Origin of the sequence: Glutamicibacter sp. AOP38-B1-38 (genome assembly GCF_052377485.1) — a bacterium.
Taxonomy (GTDB): Bacteria; Actinomycetota; Actinomycetes; order Actinomycetales; family Micrococcaceae; genus Glutamicibacter.
In genome coordinates, this window is sequence record NZ_JBQSWU010000019.1 from 18,446 (window position 1) to 35,880 (window position 17,435).

Annotated in this window: 17 protein-coding genes; 13 read left to right on the forward strand and 4 right to left on the reverse strand. The window is 65.5% G+C overall.

Annotated features, from left to right (window positions below):
* Positions 1-27 precede the first annotated feature (27 nt).
* From ACT3TP_RS12155 to ACT3TP_RS12165, 3 genes are read left to right on the forward strand one after another with little or no spacing between them, the layout of a single operon-like run.
* Positions 28-264 carry a hypothetical protein gene (locus ACT3TP_RS12155; protein WP_096286748.1) on the forward strand — a complete coding sequence of 79 codons (237 nt, stop codon included), beginning with the start codon at positions 28-30 and terminating at the stop codon, positions 262-264.
* 46 nt (positions 265-310) lie between these two features.
* The gene (locus ACT3TP_RS12160) at positions 311-1,216 is read left to right on the forward strand and encodes a LysR family transcriptional regulator (RefSeq protein WP_096286746.1); all 906 of its coding nucleotides are present in this window, start codon (positions 311-313) and stop codon (positions 1,214-1,216) included.
* A gap of 43 nt (positions 1,217-1,259) precedes the next feature.
* Entirely contained in the window at positions 1,260-2,288 is a 1,029-nt protein-coding gene (locus ACT3TP_RS12165) for an enoyl-CoA hydratase/isomerase family protein (protein WP_444620674.1), read from the forward strand.
* Positions 2,289-2,295: 7 nt separating this feature from the next.
* On the opposite strand, the gene ACT3TP_RS12170 is transcribed toward ACT3TP_RS12165, so the two are convergent.
* From ACT3TP_RS12170 to ACT3TP_RS12180, 3 genes are read right to left on the reverse strand one after another with little or no spacing between them, the layout of a single operon-like run.
* A complete protein-coding gene (locus tag ACT3TP_RS12170; protein WP_105554515.1) occupies positions 2,296-4,059 on the reverse strand; it encodes an FMN-binding glutamate synthase family protein in 1,764 nt (587 codons plus the stop codon).
* Between the two features lie 39 nt (positions 4,060-4,098).
* The gene (locus ACT3TP_RS12175; RefSeq protein ID WP_444620675.1) at positions 4,099-5,868 is read right to left on the reverse strand and encodes an amino acid ABC transporter ATP-binding/permease protein; all 1,770 of its coding nucleotides are present in this window, start codon (positions 5,866-5,868) and stop codon (positions 4,099-4,101) included.
* Positions 5,865-7,595 carry an ABC transporter ATP-binding protein/permease gene (locus tag ACT3TP_RS12180; RefSeq protein ID WP_444620676.1) on the reverse strand — a complete coding sequence of 577 codons (1,731 nt, stop codon included), beginning with the start codon at positions 7,593-7,595 and terminating at the stop codon, positions 5,865-5,867. The genes ACT3TP_RS12175 and ACT3TP_RS12180 overlap by 4 nt, the downstream gene beginning before the upstream one ends.
* A gap of 71 nt (positions 7,596-7,666) precedes the next feature.
* Between ACT3TP_RS12180 and ACT3TP_RS12185 the strand changes: the two genes are divergently transcribed.
* The gene (locus tag ACT3TP_RS12185; protein ID WP_444620677.1) at positions 7,667-8,668 is read left to right on the forward strand and encodes an acyl-CoA thioesterase; all 1,002 of its coding nucleotides are present in this window, start codon (positions 7,667-7,669) and stop codon (positions 8,666-8,668) included.
* Positions 8,665-9,276, forward strand: a complete 612-nt coding sequence (locus ACT3TP_RS12190; protein ID WP_444620678.1) for a phosphoribosylanthranilate isomerase — start codon at positions 8,665-8,667, stop codon at positions 9,274-9,276. Before ACT3TP_RS12185 ends, ACT3TP_RS12190 begins: the two co-directional genes overlap by 4 nt.
* On the opposite strand, the gene ACT3TP_RS12195 is transcribed toward ACT3TP_RS12190, so the two are convergent.
* Positions 9,273-9,824, reverse strand: a complete 552-nt coding sequence (locus ACT3TP_RS12195) for an acyl-CoA thioesterase (RefSeq protein ID WP_444620679.1) — start codon at positions 9,822-9,824, stop codon at positions 9,273-9,275. The two genes, ACT3TP_RS12190 and ACT3TP_RS12195, sit on opposite strands and share 4 nt — an antisense overlap.
* Before the next feature lie 164 nt (positions 9,825-9,988).
* Here ACT3TP_RS12195 and ACT3TP_RS12200 point away from each other — a divergent pair, with 164 nt between their 5' ends.
* The 8 genes from ACT3TP_RS12200 to ACT3TP_RS12235 all read left to right on the forward strand — a co-directional run bounded on the left by ACT3TP_RS12200 (position 9,989) and on the right by ACT3TP_RS12235 (position 17,390).
* Positions 9,989-11,347 carry an ATP-binding protein gene (locus tag ACT3TP_RS12200; protein ID WP_444620680.1) on the forward strand — a complete coding sequence of 453 codons (1,359 nt, stop codon included), beginning with the start codon at positions 9,989-9,991 and terminating at the stop codon, positions 11,345-11,347.
* Between the two features lie 9 nt (positions 11,348-11,356).
* Complete coding sequence (locus tag ACT3TP_RS12205) at positions 11,357-12,016, forward strand: response regulator (RefSeq protein WP_444620681.1); 660 nt, start codon at positions 11,357-11,359, stop codon at positions 12,014-12,016.
* 87 nt (positions 12,017-12,103) lie between these two features.
* Entirely contained in the window at positions 12,104-12,985 is an 882-nt protein-coding gene (locus tag ACT3TP_RS12210; protein ID WP_444620682.1) for an ABC transporter ATP-binding protein, read from the forward strand.
* Entirely contained in the window at positions 12,982-14,154 is a 1,173-nt protein-coding gene (locus ACT3TP_RS12215; protein ID WP_444620683.1) for an ABC transporter permease, read from the forward strand. The genes ACT3TP_RS12210 and ACT3TP_RS12215 overlap by 4 nt, the downstream gene beginning before the upstream one ends.
* A gap of 47 nt (positions 14,155-14,201) precedes the next feature.
* Complete coding sequence (locus ACT3TP_RS12220) at positions 14,202-14,828, forward strand: hypothetical protein (protein ID WP_444620684.1); 627 nt, start codon at positions 14,202-14,204, stop codon at positions 14,826-14,828.
* A gap of 519 nt (positions 14,829-15,347) precedes the next feature.
* The gene (locus ACT3TP_RS12225; protein ID WP_444620685.1) at positions 15,348-15,509 is read left to right on the forward strand and encodes a hypothetical protein; all 162 of its coding nucleotides are present in this window, start codon (positions 15,348-15,350) and stop codon (positions 15,507-15,509) included.
* An 87-nt stretch (positions 15,510-15,596) separates the two neighbouring features.
* On the forward strand, positions 15,597-16,430 hold the full coding sequence (locus ACT3TP_RS12230) for an AraC family transcriptional regulator (protein ID WP_096286789.1): 834 nt from the start codon (positions 15,597-15,599) through the stop codon (positions 16,428-16,430).
* A 117-nt stretch (positions 16,431-16,547) separates the two neighbouring features.
* Positions 16,548-17,390, forward strand: coding sequence for an ABC transporter ATP-binding protein (locus ACT3TP_RS12235; protein WP_096286722.1), 843 nt, complete (start codon positions 16,548-16,550; stop codon positions 17,388-17,390).
* The last annotated feature ends 45 nt before the right edge of the window (positions 17,391-17,435 follow it).

A 17,435-nucleotide genomic window follows, 5' to 3' on the forward strand; every position in this document is an offset into this window, starting at 1 on the left:
CCCTCGCATTCTGTGGAGGAGTACGTGATGACCAAGGATTTCGAACCAACCGACTTCGCACCCGAATACGGGAACGACATCTACGAGCCCGACGACGGCCGCGATTCGCAAGCCTATGAGGGCTCCAGCGATTCGCCCGAAACGATGCGGAACATCGACCCGTTGGCCACCCGCGCCTACCTGCTCGATGACGATCTGGAAACCGAGGCGCAGCTGGATAACGAATTCACCGAAGAATCCAACGCCGACGAAGATGAGGACTAGCTCACTGACTAAGCAGCCCTTAGGCTTCAGCGTTTAGACTTTAGAAGTGATCAATCCAGTTCATCTGCGCACCCTGCTCGAAGTGGTGGCGCATCGTTCCTTTGCCACGGCCGCAACCCGGCTGGGCTACACTGCCAGCGCCGTCTCCCAACAGATGACCGCCTTAGAACGCAGCACCGGAACCACGTTGTTCCTGCGTGGCGCCCGCTCCATCACCCCCACGCCCGGGGCACTGCGCATGGTGCGCCACGCCAAGCGCGTGCTCACCGACCTCGACGCCCTGATGGCCGACGTAGCGACCATCTCCACGGATTCCACAGACCGTGAGGAGATCAAGCTCGGCATCTTCCCGTCCCTGGCCACCTACGCGCTGCCCAAGCTGCTGACCAGCGAAGACTGGAACTCCCTGGGCATCAATTTGCGCCTGTGGATCGGCGAACCCCAGCAAACCGTCGCCGGCCTGGGCAACGGCGGGGACCTGGACCTCGCGCTCATCTTCCAGGTGGGACCCGGCGGGCTGAGCTGGCCCGCCTCTCTGGAACGCGCCTGGCTGGGCGATGACCAGTTCCGCGTGGTCATCCCGGCCTCGTGGCCGATCGCAGACGACGCCCAGCTGACCGTGGACCAGCTCGCCGAATGGCCGTGGATCTTCCACCACCCGGGCACCTCGGACGCCACCTTGATCTCCCGGCTCTTCGCCTCGTACAACATCCACCCGCAGGTCGCGGCCTACTGCGACGATTTTAACGCGTCGCTGAATCTAGTCTCCTCGGGCCTCGGCGCCGCCTTGGTGCCGGATCTGGCCATGACCCAGGCCCCCGCGGGCCTGCGTATTGTCGATGCACCGGAAATCCGGCTCGCCCGCTCGATTTTCGCCTTGAAGCCGGAGAATTCGAAGAAGCCCAAGGTTGCCCTCGTTTTGGACCGGCTCACGCAGATCCTTTCCGACTAGGCTGGAAAGCGGTTATCGGTAGGCAGCCTCGGAAAGGGCGATCGTGGAAGAACTAGTCGTAGCGTCCGTGCACGGACCGGTAGGACATCTTGAACTGAACCGTCCGGGCAAACTCAACGCCTTGACCTTGTCCATGCTCCAAGAGCTGCACCGGGTCCTGCAGCTGTGGGCCGAGGACCCGAAGATCGGGCTCGTTTTGCTCACCGGACGCGGCGAGCGGGGGTTCTGCGCCGGAGGAGATATCGCCGACTTCCATGCCGCGATCACCGGTGGCCGGCACGCGGACTTCCTGGAACTGCTCGCCCTGGAGTTCCGCACCGACCACTTGATTTCGGTCTACCCCAAGCCGCTGATTACGCTGGCCCACGGGATCACCATGGGCGGCGGCATCGGCCTGGCCAGCCACGCACCGGTGCGCCTGGTCACCGCCGACGCGAAGCTGGCCATGCCCGAAGCGCGCATCGGCTACACCCCGGATGTTGGCGGAAGCCACCTGCTGGCCAACGCGCCGGGGCACTTCGGCGAATACTTCGCCATGACGGCCACTTCCTTCAGCGGCGCGGACGCGGTCTTCCTGGGTTTCGCCGACGCGGTCATTAGCGAATCCCTCGCCGCGTCCATAGTTGATGAGCTCGATGACCTGATCGGCCTGGGCGCCGCGGAGATCGCCGCGGCCTTCGAGGTGCTCCACGCGGTTCCCGAATCCCGTCGGCTGGAAATCGAACAGGGCTGGATCGATTACGCCTTCGGCGCCGAGAGCCCGGACGCGGTCCTGGAACGATTGCAGTCCATGGTCCACCCCGGCGCGCGCCGCGCGGCCGAGATGATATCCGCGAACTCCCCGACCAGCGTGGCCGCGGCGTTCCATGCGGTGCGTGCGGCCCGCGCCGAGCAGAACCTGCGCGGCGCCCTGGACCGGGAGCTGCGCCTGGCGGAGCACCTGATGCACCAGCCCGACCTGGCCGAAGGCATCCGCGCCCAGGTCATCGACAAGGACCGGAATCCCAGCTGGCAACCCGCAGCGCCGCGCGAGGTCAACGCCGCCGCGCTGCTGGCGCTCATGGGCGAGTAGCTTCGGTTCAGGACCCTGGCTGGCCTTCGGGCCGGGTGACATCGCTGGGCACCGGATGGACCTTCTGCGAATCGCGCGGCTCCACGCGCGTGGCCTTCACCGCTTCGCCGGGTTCACTGAGCCGGCGGGCCGGGGCCAGCGCCACACTGCTCGGGAGGCCGAAATGCACCGGGGCGTGTTCGCCGAAGTGATCCGCGTCCGCCTCCTGCCAGTCATCCCGCCACGAGGCCGGAGGATTCTCCAGCAGCTCGCCGGGCTGCAGCCAGTGGAACAGCGAGGCGTAGGAGCGGGTCGACTGGAGATTCACCCGGCGCCGCAGCATCCGGGTGTTCAGCTGGTCCGGACCGTGCAGGCCCATGGACGCCATGATCTGTCCCGCCTCGGTGACCGTCAGCCGGTGGTAGTTGTACACCCGGTGGCCCTTGTCCTCGACGTCCAAGGCGCGCATGAGCCGCTTGTTCTGCGTCGCTACGCCAACCGGGCAGTGGTTCGTATGGCACTTCTGCGCCTGGATGCAGCCGGTGGCCATCATCATCGGCCGGGCGGAAAAGGCGAAGTCCGCGCCCTGGATCAGGCGCTTGACGATATCCGAGCCGTTGGCGATCTTCCCTGCCGCCGCCAGGCGGATTTCGTGGCGCAGCCCGGCGCCCATCAACACGTTGTGGACCAGCATCAGCCCCTCGGTCAGGGGTGTCCCCACATGGTCTTCGTACTCCAGGGGTGCGGCGCCGGTGCCGCCTTCGGCACCGTCCACGGTGATGAAGTCAACCAGCACCCCGGTTTCGATCATGGCCTTGCAGATCGCCATCACATCGGTGCGTGAACCGACGCAGAATTTGATTCCCACCGGTTTGCCGCCGGAGAGCTTGCGCAGCTTTGAAACGAAGGCCAGCAGTTCGCGCGGGGTAGAGAATTCGGCGTGGCTCGCCGGGGAAATGCAGTCCTGGCCCATCGGCACCTCGCGGGCCTCGGAGATTTCCGCGGTCACCTTCGCCGCCGGAAGCACCCCGCCGAGTCCGGGCTTTGCACCCTGCGACATCTTGATGGTGATGCCCTTGACCTGCGGGAGGTTGGCCTTCTGCGCAAAGGTCTCGGGGTTGAACCGGCCTTCGGGGGTGCGGCAGCCGAAGTAGCCCGAACCGATCTCCCAGAAGAGGTCCGCACCGTGCTCCAGATGGTATTTGGTCAGCCCGCCCTCGCCGGTCTCGTGGACAAAATCCCCCATGGCCGCGCCCTTGTTCATCGCCAGCACCGCGTTGGCCGAGAGCGACCCGAAGCTCATCGAGGAGATGTTCAGCAGCGACATCTCATAGGGCTGGGCGCACTGGCTCGAACCGATTTCCACCCGGTGCTGCTCCTTGCTCGGAGCCACCGGCGCGCTTGAATGCAGCAGGTATTCGTGGCCGACCTCGTTCACCTTCAGCTCGGTGCCGAAAGCCTTGTGGCTGTCGGCGCCCTTGGCCCGGGCGTAGATCATCGAGCGGGTGTCGCGGTCAAAGGGCGTGCCGTCGGTGTTCCGCTCGATGAAGTACTGCTGGATCTCCGGGCGGATGAATTCGAACAGGTAGCGGGCATGTCCCAGAATGGGGAAGTTGCGCAGGATCGCATGCCGTTTCTGCGTCATGTCCCGGATCCCCACGGCCACCAGCACCGCGGTGAGCGCCACCAGGATCCACCACACCCAGTTGCCGGAAGTTCCCGCCAGCAGCGCCGTGAGCACAAACCCGGCGGCGAGCACGAACAGGAACAGAATCACTACTATTCGCATCATGTTTTCGACCCTACTGCCTGCACCGGGACTTGTCAGGGATTAGCCCCCGGTATCGATCCGATCGTTTTCGCGCAGCACCATCTGGTAGAACTCGCTGGTGCCATCGGCCAGCAGCTGTTGGGGGGAACCGGTTTCGACCACCCGCCCCTCGCGCAGCACCAGCACCTCGCTGGCCTCTTGCACGATGGAAAGGCGGTGGCTGATCATCAGCACCCCCATCCCGTATCCGCGGCGCTCATTTATCGCCTTCAGCACCAGGGCTTCGCTCGCGGCATCCAGTGCGCTGGTCGATTCGTCCATAACCAGCAGCGCCGGGTGCCGCAGCAGGGCGCGCGCCAGGGCCAAGCGCTGGCGCTGGCCGCCGGAAAGCCTGGTGGAACGATCTGCCAGCCGGGTGTCCAGGCCCTGCGGCTGCTGCTCCAGCCATTCGCCCAGACCCAGCTCCTCAAGCACCGCGCGGAGCTCCTCGTCGGTAGTTCCGGTGGTGCCCAAGAGCAGATTTTCGCGGACCGTGCCGCGGACCATCACCGCCTCCTGGGAGACCACCACGATGCGCGAACGCAGCGCCTGGAGCGGTACCGCATCCAGGGCGGCCCCGCCAAAGCTGAGCCTTCCGCCGGCCGGCAGCGCCCGGACCAGCGCGGCGGTGATGGAGGATTTCCCGGAGCCCGAGGCGCCCACCAGCGCCACCAGTTCCCCGGGCTCCACCGTGAAGTCCACCTGCTGCACCACTTCGCGCTGCCCGTGCCGCACGGTGAGGTCTTGGACGTTCAGCGTCCCGGTATCCGGCAGGTCCCCCGCCTCGCTCGGCTCGGCCACGGCCGGTGGCGCGCTGGCGGTGGCGAACAATCGGCGAGCGCTCGCCAGGGAGTCCTGCAGCCCCAGCACGAACCCGTCCACGGCGCGCACCGGCTCGAAGGAAGGGACCGCGATCACCACCAGGATGATCGTGGCCGCCGTGCCTTGGACGGAATCGGTGAGCAGCAGGGCCAGCGCGCTGCCCCAGATGACGATCTGGCTCAGCGCCGCGCGCAGCCCGGTCACCCAGCTGGCCCGGTGGGCTTCCCGGGTATCCGCCGCTCCGGCCTCATCCATGCGCTTGAGCATCCGCCCACCGGCGCCGAAGGCGTGGAGCACTTCGATGCCCGCCAGGGATTCGATGATGATCCGGTTCTGGCTGCCGCGCACCTGTGCGGCGCTGCCAGCCGCCTGGCGCAGCGCGCCGACCCCGAGCAGCGGCAGCAGCAGTCCGACCAGCAGATAGCCGCCGGCGAGGATCAGCGTCGCGGTGCCGCCAAAGACCTGGTAGACGCAGCCCAGCACCGCGCCGCTGACCAGCAGCGCTGCCGCGGCCGGCGGCAGGGTATGCGCGAAGAATACCTCCACCTTGTCGATATCGCGGGTGGCCTTGGCCAGCATGGATCCGGAATTCTTGCTGGCCGCCGCGAAGGGCGCCTGCCGCTGGTAGGCCTCGTACATGGTTGAACGCAGCCTGGCCAGGGCCAGGAAGGCGAGCCTGTGCCCCACATACTGTTCGGCATAGCGCAGCCCTCCCTTGCACAGGCCGGCGAGGATAATCGCCGCCACCAGCAGGCCGAAGGGAAGCCGCGGCAGCCCGGCGGGCAGCTGAAGGCCGATGGCCGCCACCAGCCCCAGCCCGGCAAAGAGATAGATGGCCAAGGCGACCAGTCGGGTGAGGCAGGCGAGCAGGCAGGCAAGCAGCACCGGCGGCAGCAGGTCCCGGGTTTGGGCGATCAGCCACCGGGCGCTGGCGAGGCTGCTTGGCTGCTGGCCGTGCGGTTTCATCATTTCGCCCCGTTCCCGCGTTGGCTGCCCAGCGCTGCGACGCGCTGGCCGAAATTCTCCATCGCCGTTTTCAGGTACCCCTCGGTGCCCAGCAGTTCCTCCCGGGACCCGGCTTGCACGATCCGCCCCCGATCCAGGACCAGCACCTGGTCGTAGTCGGCGAGCAGCCCCAAGCGGTGGGTCACGGTGATGACCGTGAGCCCCGCCGCCACCTCGCGCAGGGTGTCCAGCACCTCGGCTTCGGTCTGCACATCCAGCGAGCTGGTCGGCTCGTCGAGCAGCAGGATGGGCCGCTCGGCCAGCAGCGCGCGGGCGATGGCCAGGCGTTGGGCCTGGCCCCCGGACAGCGTTGCGCCGCCCTCGCCAAGCACCGTGTCCAGCCCCGCTTCCTGCTGCGCGAACCACGGCGCCAACCCGGCGCGGCGCAGCATCGCGCGCAGCTTTTCGTCGCTGGCCTGCGGCGCGGCAAGCAGCAGGTTCTCGCGCAGGCTGATCCCGAAGAGCGTTGTGCCCTGTTCCACCACCGCCGTATTCGAGCGCAGCGTGGCCGGGCCCAAAGCCTGGTGCCCGTCGTGGATGATCCCGGCGGTGGTCTCCAGCTGCCCCTGCAGCACGCGCAGCAAGGTGGTTTTGCCGCTGCCCGAGGCCCCGATCACCGCGGTCTTCGAGCCGGCGGGGAAACTGAAGTTCAGCTGCTCCAGCGCCGCGGGGTGCCCCTCATATCCGGCCCCCAGATCCAGCAGCTGCAAGGCGTCGGCGCGCAGGTCGACGCGCAGCGGATTCGCCGCCGCACGGTGCCGCTCGGTGTCCATGAAGCTCTCAATTTTCTGCTCGGCCGCCTTGCCGGTCATCCCGATGTAGAAGAAGCTGCCCACGTAGTTCACCGGGGCGAGCATCAGGAAGCTGAGCAGCACCAGGGCGGCCCCCTCCCCGGGGGTGATCGCCAGGCTGCCCACCCGCCACCAGGCAAGCAGCGCGGCGGTGGCCAGCAGCAGCACCGCGAAGCTCGCGTCGATCACCAGCAGCACCAGCTGGTTCCGCGCCAGCAGTTTCATCACCTGCTGGCGCACCCTTTCGCTGGCCACCGCGATGCGCTGCCCCATCCAGGATGCCCCGCCGTTGAGCTTGAGCATGGTCAGCGCCCGCAACCCGTCGAGGAAGGTGGCCGAGAGCAGCCCTTGGGCCCGGCGGTACTCGCCCGAAGAACCGCGGAAAAGCCTTTGGAAGCCGATGACCAGCACCGGGACCAGCATGGTGGGCAGCAGCAGAATCAAGGCGCTGAGCGGATCGATGAAAAACACGATGCCGAGCAGCACCAGCACCGGGGTGGCCACCGCGCAGATGGCCGGACCCATGAAGCCGGTGCGGAAGCGCACCGAGCGATCGACCGCGTCCATGGCGGCATCGACCAGTTCGCCCTCGCCGAGCCGGCGCACCGCCAACGGGCCGATGGCCAAATAGTGGCGCACCAGCTGGTGGCGCTGCAGCGCTCCGAGCTTGCGCCCGGAGCGGGCGATGAGCACCGGGGTAAGCAGCGCCGCGGCGGCCACCAGCAGCAGTTCGTACCCCACCGCCACATACCAGCCGACGTCCAAGGGCTGATCCGCGCGCAGCGAATCGATGGCGCGCCCGATGAGCACCGCCAGCCCGATGGCACCGATGGCCGAGAGCAACCCGAGGCAGACCACCGCCGCGGTGGATGCCGAAAAAATTCCAAAGACCCTACGCACCCCTCCATCCTAAGTCGAAAGCCCGGCGTCATAGGTTGGCAACCGGCGCCCGCGCGGGGGAAACTAGACAAATGACTGCTCTGCAAACGGCCAGCCGGCCGCATTCGGTGACCCTTCGCTTCCTCGCAGCGCCCACGGATGTGGGGATCACCGGAACGGTGGCCGCCGGCACGGTGCTCGAATGGGTGGATAAGGCCGCCTACGCCGCCGCGGTGGGCTGGTCCGCCAGCTACTGCGTGACCGCCTACGTGGGAAATATCCACTTTGCGGATCCGATCCATTCCGGGGACCTGGTGGAGGTCACCGCCTCGGTGGTCTACACCGGCACCAGCTCCATGCATATCCGCACCGAGGTGTCCTTCTCCGATCCGCGCGAGCTGCGCCCGGTCACCTCCTCCACCTGCCTGGTGATCTTCGTGGCGGTGGATGAGCGGGGCAAACCGACCAAAGTGCCCTCCTTCACCCCGGGCACCCCGCGCGAGCTGCAGCTGCGGCAGAATGCGTTGGCGCGCATCGAGATCCGCGAACGCATCGTCGAGTCGATGAACGACCAGTCCTATACCGACGCCGGCACCGCGCCGCGGGTGACCCTGCGCTTCCTCGCCGCGCCCACCGACGTGAACTGGGGCGGCAAGGTGCACGGCGGCATCGTGATGAAGTGGATCGACGAGGCGGCCGCCCTGTGCGCCAGCCGCTACGCCGGGCGGGACACCGTCGCGGTGTTCTCCGGCGGCGTGCGCTTCTACCGCCCGCTGCTCATCGGCCATCTGGTCGAGGTCGAGGCCCGGCTGGTCTATACCGGCTCCAAGGGCATGCACATCGCGGTGCACGTGCGCTCCGGGGATCCGAAAACCAACCAGATGGAGCTGACCACCTACTGCCTGACCGTGCTGGTCGCCCGCGACGACACCGGCACGGCGGTGCCGGTAGAAACCTGGGTGCCGGTCAGCGCGGAGGACTCCCGGCTCTGGGAGCACGCCCGGGAGCTGCTTGAGATCCGCGCCAACGCGCCCGGCGGCTACACCCCCACGCATCTGAGCGACCCGCAGGCCAGCGCGGAGGCCACTCGATGAGCGCCCGCCCGTTTGTGAAGATCTGCGGCCTGGCCACGGAGCATGACGTGGCGATCGCGCTGGAGCACGGGGCGGACGCGCTGGGCTTCGTGCTGACCAATTCGCCGCGTCAGGTCTCCCCGGAACTGGCGGCAGCACTCGCCGCGCAAGTCCCCAGCAAGGTGGCCACCGTGGCGGTGTTCCGCGATGAGGATACCGCAACGGCCATCGCGCGCACCTCCGCCGCCGGGCTCGGCTGGATCCAGCTGCACGGGGAACGGCGCCGCGCAGAGGTGCAAGCGGTGCGCGCGGCCGGATTCCGGGTGATCCGCGCGGTGCGCATGGACGCGCAGCCCGAGGCATTCGAGGACTGGGGAGAGGACTTCTTGCTGATCGACGCCGCGGTCCCCGGCAGCGGGGAAAGCTGGGACTACGCAAAGGTGCGCACCCTCGCGGCCGGGCGCAACTGGCTGGTGGCCGGCGGCTTGTCCGCGGAGAATGTGGCCGCGGCACTCGCCGAGTCCGCGGCCAGCGGCGCGGATGTCTCCTCCGGGGTCGAGTCCGCCCGCGGAGTCAAGGACCCGGAGCTGATCGCCCGGTTCCTGGACGCCGCGCGCCGCGGCGCCTAGCTGATCCAGGAGTGCGGAGCGGGCTTGCGCGCGCCGGGCAGGGCGCTTTCCGCCCGCCAACGGGCGACCCATTCGGGGAGCACGCGGTCTTCGGGCATGCTCAGCCCGAGCGCGGCAAGGATCTGCTCATTGGGCACCGGCCCGGTTTTCGAGGTCATGCGCGTGGCGATATAGCCGCGGGCATAGATTTCGCCGGCCACCACGATGCGCTGCTCGAAGTAGATGCAGCGCTCATCCATGCCCAGCACCCGGGTCTCTTGGGTGAACTTCACCCCGAGCTTCACCGACTTCCGGAAGGTCATGGTTTCGGCCTGCACCACCGGGCTCCATTTGTGCTCGCGGATCACCTTCCAGGCCCCGGAGCGGAACATCAGATCGAAGCGGCCCAGATCGAAGATCGAGAAGTACATGCCGTTGTTGATATGCCCGGCGAAGTCGATATCGGTCAGCGTCGCGCGCATCTGGAGGGTTCCGGAGTCGAGCATGGACAGCCTCGGGGCTTTTTTGCCTTGGAGCAGCATCAGCAGGATGCGAAAAATCATGTGCATGAGATCACATTACCGCTCAGTAACTTAATTGGCCAAGCCCCACCCGGCACGCCAAGACAAATGGCGTAATCCCCAAGGCGCATTCACCCGGGCCCGGTCGGCGGGTAAAGTCCAGTGCGGAAGAGCCCTCGCACCCGCAACGAATGCACCGAACAGGAAGAACTATGCACCGCCTTTCGCAGCTGCTGCACCGCCAGGTCCCCTCGCTGCCACCGGCCGACTGGGAACGCGAGGCACCCTCGGCAACCGCGTTGCGCCGCGACATCGCGGTGGCGCTGGGCTTCTACCTGCTGGCGCTGCTCATGCTGGAACTGGTGCTCTCGCTGACCGAGACGGGCAAAAGCGCCGAGCGGCCGCTGGCCTTCGCCCTGCTCGCGGCCCTGATCCTGCCGCTGATGTTCCGCCGTCGCTGGCCGATCACGATGATGCTCATCTCTTCGGCCGCCTTCCTGATCGGCAGCTCCCCCGCCACAGCCACCATCGTCATGCAGTTCTGCGCCCAGCTGGCCTACTTCCTGGGCCTGTACACGGCCGTGGCTTGGGCCCGCAACCGCCGCGGGCTGTGGACCGCGATGGCCCTGGTGCTGCTGAGCATGGCGGTGTGGCTGGTCCTCTCCTTCTTCACCGGCGACCTGTATTCGGCGGCGAACCGGCTGCTGGTCGAAAACCCGATGGGCTCGATCCCCGAAGAGCTGGCCCTGCCGCTGTACAGCTTCCTGATCAACGTGCTCTTCTTCGGCGGAGCGATCTTCCTGGGGCTGACCAGCTGGTCCAATTCCTACGCCAAATCCCTGGTGCTCGTCCAGGCCGCGCGCATCGCCGCCCAGGCCGAAGAGCTCGCGGAGCGCGCGGTAAACGCCGAACGCCTGCGCATCGCCCGCGAGCTGCACGACGTCATCGCCCACCACATCGCCTCCGTCGGAGTCCAGGCCTCCGCCGCCCGGCTGGTCCAGGACCGCGATCCGGCCCAGGCCATCGAACTGATGCGCGGCATCGAATCCTCGGCACGCAGCGCGGTGGCCGAAACCCGTTCGCTGCTCGGCGTGCTGCGCGAGCAGTCCCCGCAGGATCCCGGGACCGGCAATTCCGCCGCCCGCGCCCCGGAGCCCTCGCTGGCGGCGCTGCCCGGGCTGCTCGAGCAGAACGCCGCGCACGGACTGGGCGTGCAGCTCTCGACGGACGAGCACGCCCCGGACTTCTTCGCCTCCTTGGCCCCCGGCCTCTCGCTGGCCCTCTACCGCATCTGCGGGGAGGCGCTGGCCAATGTGCGCCGGCACTCCACCGCCCGCGCCGCCACGCTCGCGCTGCGCTCCGGAACCGACGCGCAGGGATCCTGGGTGGAGGTGGAAGTCACCGACGAGGGAGCCCCCCGCCCGGACAGCGCCGGCAGCGGCTTCGGGCTGCGCGGCATCCGCGAACGCGCCGCGCTGCACCACGGGCTGGTGGAGATCGGCCCGCGCACCCCGCGCGGCTGGCGCACCCGCGCCCGGCTGCGCCTGCCCGGATCCCCCGAAGGGAACTAGGCTAAGCCCATGAGCCAAATTACCGTCGTGATCTGCGATGACCAGCCACTGATCCGCTCCTCGCTGAAGCTCATCCTGGAAACCGATCCGCAGCTGCTGGTCATCGGCACCGCCGCCAACGGCACCGAAGCCGTGGAGCTGATCAGCACCCGCACCCCGGATGTCGCGCTGATGGACATCCAGATGCCCGCATTGGACGGCATCGCGGCCACCGCACAGCTGGCGGGCACCGTGGACACCAAGATCATCGTGCTGACCACCTTCGACCGCGAGGACTACCTCTTCGACGCGCTCGATGCCGGGGCCAGCGGCTTCCTGCTGAAAAACGCCGAACCGGAACTGCTGCTCAACGCGATCCACCAGATCCACGCCGGATACGCGCTGCTCTCCCCGGAGGCCACACTCAAGCTCATCACCCGCAAGACCAGCGCGCGCCCCGGCACCCCGGCACCGGGCGCAGAGAGCGCGGCGCTGCACGCGCTGACCGCCCGCGAACGCCAGGTGCTCACCGCGCTGGCCAGCGGCAAAAACAACCAGGAGATCGCCGCCCTGCTGGCCCTGTCCGAGGCGACAGTGAAAACCCACCTGTCCAACCTCTTGGCCAAGCTGCACCTGCGCGACCGCGTCCAGGCGGCCCTCTACGCCCACCGGGCCGGGCTCATCCAATAGTTTCATCCCCAAGCATCAGGCGGATCCGCCCCGGCCTGCCTAAGCTGGAAGGCAAGCGAAGAGATTCCCCAGCCAGAAAGGCCGAGCATGCTCGAACTTCAGCAGATCACCCGGTCCTTTGCCGGGACCAAGGTCCTGGACGAGGTGAGCTTCACCGTGCCGCGCGGGGCGCTGACCGGCTTCGTCGGCGCCAACGGCGCCGGGAAGACCACCACCATGCGCATCATCATGGGACTGCTCAACGCCCACGGCGGCCGGCTCACCCTGGACGGGGCCGCCCTGGACGCGCCCACCCGCCCCAACTTCGGCTACATGCCAGAGGAACGCGGGCTGTATCCCAAGCAGCCGGTGATCGACCAGCTGATCTACCTCGGTCAGCTCCACGGGCTGGCCCGCGGCACCGCGCGCACCCGCGCAATGGACCTGCTGGCCCGCTTCGGCCTGGCCGAGCGGGCCAAATCCAAGCTGGAGGCCCTCTCGCTGGGCAACCAGCAGCGCGTGCAGGTGGCCGCCGCGCTGCTGCACGAACCCGACGTGCTGGTGCTCGACGAACCCTTCAGCGGGCTGGACCCGCTGGCGGTGGACGCGATGAGCTCCATCCTGCGCGACTACGCAGCCCGCGGCGTCCCGGTGCTCTTCTCCTCGCACCAGCTGGATCTGCTCGATACCCTGGTGGACCACCTGGTCATCATCCAGGAAGGCAGAATCCTGGCCAACGCCCCGGCCAGCGAGCTGCGCACCGCCCAAGCCAGCAGGCACCGACTGGCCCTGGGCGCCGACGCCGGCTGGCTGCGCACCGAGCCGGGGGTCGAGGTGATCGACCTCTCCGGGCAGCACGCCCTGGTCAGCTTCGGCACGCCAGGCGACGCGCAACGCGTGCTGGCCCACGCGCTCTCCCGCGGCACGGTCACCGAATTCGCCCTGCACCGTCCCGCGCTGGCGGATATCTACCGGGAGATCATCGCATGAACACCCGCCCCACCCCCGCCTGGCTGATCGTCACCCTGCGCGAAGTCGAAACGAAGCTGCGCGACAAGGCCTTCATCATCTCCACCCTGGTCACGCTGTTGCTGATCATCGGTTCGATCGCCGTTACCGGATTTCTCGCCACACGCACCACGCAGTTTTCGGTGGCGGCCACCGATCAGGCCAGTCTCACCGTCCTCAACCAAGCGGCCTCGGACGCCGAAGACCAGCTGAAAATCAACGTCGAACAGCTACCGGCCGATGATGCCACCGCGCAACTTGATGTTGGGGAGCTTGATGCCACGCTGAGCCAGGGCCCAGCAAATAAATTTACGCTCACCGGATCCGATGAAGTCCCGGACAAACTCCATGGGGCGCTGCGCGAAGCCACCGAGAAGGTGTTGACCGCGCGACTGCTCACTTCGGCCGGGCTGAACGCAGATCAGCTACCGGGCGACGGTGCACTAACGGTCACCCAAATGCATGGGGACGCCGAACGTGCCTCCATGATCAAGGCTATGGCGTTCCTCTTCTCCTTCTTGTTCTATATGTCAGCACTCATCTTCGGCATGCCGATAGCCAACTCGGTGATCGAAGAAAAACAAAACCGGGTAGTGGAGATCCTCGCCGGCGCGATCAATCTGCGTCAGCTGCTTGCGGGCAAAATCTTGGGTAACGTGATTCTCGCGCTGGCCCAGCTGCTGCTCTTTCTCTCCGTGGGCCTGTTCGCCGCCTATCTATCACCAGTTCAGATCCCGTTCCTTGGAGTCGTCTCGCAAGTAGCCGGCTGGTTTGTGGCCTTCTTCCTTGTCGGGTTCCTGGTCCTCGCCGGAATCTGGGCGACGCTGGGAGCACTAGCCAGCCGTACCGAAGACCTCCAACAATCCTCTGGGCCGGTAGTCGGTGTGTTGATGGCGGTGCTGTTCATCGGAATCTACGCCAAGGACGGATTTTTGGTCATCGCCTCCTATGTGCCAATTGTTTCCTCCGTCGCGATGCCAATCCGCCTGCTCGGCGGTGAAGTCTCACTGGTTGAACCGCTCATCTCACTGGCCCTTACGCTGGCTACCTGCTGGTTCACTATCTTGTTCGCCGAACGGATCTACCGCCGTGCGGTGATGCACACCGGCGGGGCGCTGACCCTGCGCAAGGCGCTCAAACTGGAACTCTAAACCGCCAATATAGCCAGTACACAGCCGCGCTGACTACACTTGATTCGGTGACCGAGAACAAACCCCGCATGCAGCTTTCAGCCCTGTCCATCTTCATCTGGTTCGCGGTGATCCTCGGACTGGCCGGCAACACCGCGCTAGCCATGACCCATCTGGTCTTAGGTTCGAACGCCTTGGTAGTAGTCAGCCTCTGGGTGCTGCGCTGCCTGGTACTTGCCACTTTTTGGTTGTTGCCAATCACCCGTGCGGCAAAAATCTTCGGCATCGGAATCATCATGCTTAGCTTCCTGCTCGATCTGCTGCTCAAGCTCCCGGTGCTGGGCAGCGTGGAATACGGCGACTGGTTCTTTGTCTCCGCGCTCGATCTGACCGGCGCCTACACCGGCTACTTCCACACCTTGGGCCTGATCCTTCCGCTGGTGGCCCTCACCGGCTGGTTCATCCTGCGCCCGCGCGGTGCCGCCGGCTGGATCGTGGGCCTGGCCAGCGGGCTCGGCTTTGGCTTCCTGGCGCTGGCCGCCGCGCAGGCCCCCGAGGGATCGCTGACCCTCTTCGTGCTGGCCACGCTCGCCCGCTATATCCTTCCCGCGCTGCTCTCCGTGGCCGCAGACGTGCTGGCCGCGCGCCCCGGCGGTGGCGAACGTCAAGCAAAGAAGAAATCGGCAAAATCCTAGTTACCCGTTGCCGGGCGTGCGGCACTAAGCCCCTGACGCGGGCAAATCCAGCGGTAATCATGTTGTTAATCTAGTCTTGTGATTGCTGCTGACAGTACTGCCGCCTCTGGTCGCAGAAGCACCAGATTCTGCGCTGGCTTGGTGTTTTGGGAAAGTTCTTGTTTCCATGGGTAGTTTAATTCTTCGACATCAAAAGGGTCGGGATGTTGCTTCCTTCCTCAATCACCCTGCTTCCATTCACGAATGCAGACACAGACTTCATTGCCACGATGGCCACGGACGAACGAGCAGTCCGCTTTATTGGTTATGGGCAACCGTAGGAACGGCAAACTATCACGGCCTGCGTTCGCGAAGCCCTTGAACAAGAACCGCTGGACCTTGTGGGAGCATCGCGCTGGTTCGTAGCAACTGAGGCAAACGAAGCCCGTCGGCATCGTGTTTTCCACCCGCCAAGAAGCCTGTGTGGAGCTCGGCTTCTGAGTATCGGCAGATAAATGGGGACGAGGAATCGGCGGAGCAATGCTCGACAATGCCCTGTCCATCATTCCCGGGGCCTTCGGAATCAATAAACTCAGCGCCCGAGTCGCTCCGGGTAACGCTGTCTCCGCCAGCTTGCGCATTGCGCGAGGCTTCAGGCTGGAGAAACGAGATGAAGAGCTTGCGCATTGCACACTGGGTTAGCCTTGTTTATGAAGTGGAACGCTGATCAGATTCCTGCATGGCTATGGCGCGGTCTGCGTCATGTCGATAACTTTCTATACTGCTAGCATGACCCATATTTCTGCACCAGCTATCGGGCTAGGCACCTGGTCCCGTGAGCCGGACACCTCCTTGGTGCGAGCAACCGAGCTGCCCCTCGGCGCGACTTCTTCATTCGTGATCTTGAGCGAAGCGTTCGACATTGAGGCGTCCACGGAATGGGAGCCGCATTCGCACTTGGCCCATGAACTCTTGTGGGCACAGGAGGGCACGCTCACCGCACAAATTGAGGGACAGATTTTTACGGTCTCCGAGGGTTACGGCCTCTGGATTCCAGCCAAGATGCTTCATGGTGGACGGCTGACAGCACACATAAAACTCTTTAGCGCCTTCTTCGCCCCCGAACGAACCACCACCGAATTCAGAGTCCCGACGGTGATCGACATGGAACCGCTGCTTGAGTCGCTGTTGATCCACCTCTCTAGTCGGGAACTGAGCCAAGAAGCCAGAGCCCGTGCAGAGGCCGTCGTTTTTGACGTGCTCAAACCTTCCGCTCACCAAGTGGCGCTGCGTCTGCCCGATGACCCGCGGATCAGTGGCATTGCACACCAGTTATTGGCAAACCCGTCGGATAATCGACCCCTTGAGCAGTGGGCAGTGGAAACTGGGATCAGCGCACGCACCATCACCCGCGCCTATCGTGAGGCGACAGGCCTGTCCTTTGCCCAGTGGCGCCAAGCGGTGAAAGTTCACCGCGCAATGGAGCTGCTGGCCACTGGCGAAGGAGTCCAGGACGTGGCTGACTTGTTAGGTTACGCTCAGCCGAGTACTTTTATTGATGCTTTTCGGCGCACTATGGGATCGACACCCGGCGCATTCACCATGGCGAACTCGAAGAAGTGACCGGAAAACCTGATTGAATGTCAGAAATCATTGATTGCTGACACACAATAGTTAACTTAGACTTACCTAAGTGAAAATCATTAACAAATCCGGACGTAATCAGTCCGCCCAACGCTCATGCCAGGCGTAGCAGCCGGATCAGCTTCCGCTGGGGCCGGAAGCATGCACGCCCATGAGGTGGTGCTGCGCTATGGCAAAAGCACCGTGGTCGACGGTGCCTCCATCAGCTTATCCCCGGGTGAAGTCACCGCGCTCATTGGACCCAATGGCAGTGGAAAATCGACACTGCTGCGTTCCATGGCACGGTTGCATGAGCGAGCCGCAGGGGTTATCACCCTCACCGGTTCCCATTCGAAGCCCCGCGAAATCAGCACGCTGAACGGACGCGAATTCGCGCACGAAGTCACGCTCTTTGCTCAGTCCCACGCCACCCCGGAGGGCTTGGCGGTGGCAGATATCATCGCTTTCGGCCGCCACCCGTATCGGCGCGGATTCGCCGGACTATCCCAGACGGATCACGCAGCTATTTCTCGGGCCATGGAGCTGACCGGCACAACAGCTATGTCGCAAAAGGCAGCCGGGGAGCTTTCTGGCGGAGAACTTCAGCGTGTTTGGCTAGCGGTGTGCCTGGCACAGCAAACCAACGTGGTGCTGCTCGACGAACCTACCAACCATCTGGACCTGAGATACCAAGTCGAGACCCTGGACCTAGTCCACGATCTGGCCCGTGAAAACCGGCTGGCCATCGGCATTGTGCTCCATGACTTGAACCAGGCCGCCGCGCTGGCGGACCGGCTGGTGCTGATGAAGCAAGGTCGGGTGCACGCCACTGGAACTCCCGCCGAGGTCCTCACCGCCGAGAACCTCTCAGAGGTTTATGAGATCAGCGTGCAGGTCAGCACCGATCAGCAGACCGGATTGCTGCGTATCGAACCGGTCAGCCGCCACCGGCAAAGCTGACCACTTCTGCTTACCACCGAAACACTCATTAACAAGGGAAAAACT

Coding starts and splice junctions, on each gene's coding strand:
- ACT3TP_RS12155 (WP_096286748.1), top strand. CDS start 28: ATGACCAAGGATTTCGAACCAACCGACTTCGCACCCGAATACGGGAAC.
- ACT3TP_RS12170 (WP_105554515.1), bottom strand. CDS start 4,059: ATGATGCGAATAGTAGTGATTCTGTTCCTGTTCGTGCTCGCCGCCGGG.
- ACT3TP_RS12175 (WP_444620675.1), bottom strand. CDS start 5,868: ATGATGAAACCGCACGGCCAGCAGCCAAGCAGCCTCGCCAGCGCCCGG.
- ACT3TP_RS12185 (WP_444620677.1), top strand. CDS start 7,667: ATGACTGCTCTGCAAACGGCCAGCCGGCCGCATTCGGTGACCCTTCGC.
- ACT3TP_RS12190 (WP_444620678.1), top strand. CDS start 8,665: ATGAGCGCCCGCCCGTTTGTGAAGATCTGCGGCCTGGCCACGGAGCAT.
- ACT3TP_RS12195 (WP_444620679.1), bottom strand. CDS start 9,824: ATGCACATGATTTTTCGCATCCTGCTGATGCTGCTCCAAGGCAAAAAA.
- ACT3TP_RS12200 (WP_444620680.1), top strand. CDS start 9,989: ATGCACCGCCTTTCGCAGCTGCTGCACCGCCAGGTCCCCTCGCTGCCA.
- ACT3TP_RS12205 (WP_444620681.1), top strand. CDS start 11,357: ATGAGCCAAATTACCGTCGTGATCTGCGATGACCAGCCACTGATCCGC.
- ACT3TP_RS12210 (WP_444620682.1), top strand. CDS start 12,104: ATGCTCGAACTTCAGCAGATCACCCGGTCCTTTGCCGGGACCAAGGTC.
- ACT3TP_RS12215 (WP_444620683.1), top strand. CDS start 12,982: ATGAACACCCGCCCCACCCCCGCCTGGCTGATCGTCACCCTGCGCGAA.
- ACT3TP_RS12225 (WP_444620685.1), top strand. CDS start 15,348: ATGCTCGACAATGCCCTGTCCATCATTCCCGGGGCCTTCGGAATCAAT.
- ACT3TP_RS12230 (WP_096286789.1), top strand. CDS start 15,597: ATGACCCATATTTCTGCACCAGCTATCGGGCTAGGCACCTGGTCCCGT.
- ACT3TP_RS12235 (WP_096286722.1), top strand. CDS start 16,548: ATGCCAGGCGTAGCAGCCGGATCAGCTTCCGCTGGGGCCGGAAGCATG.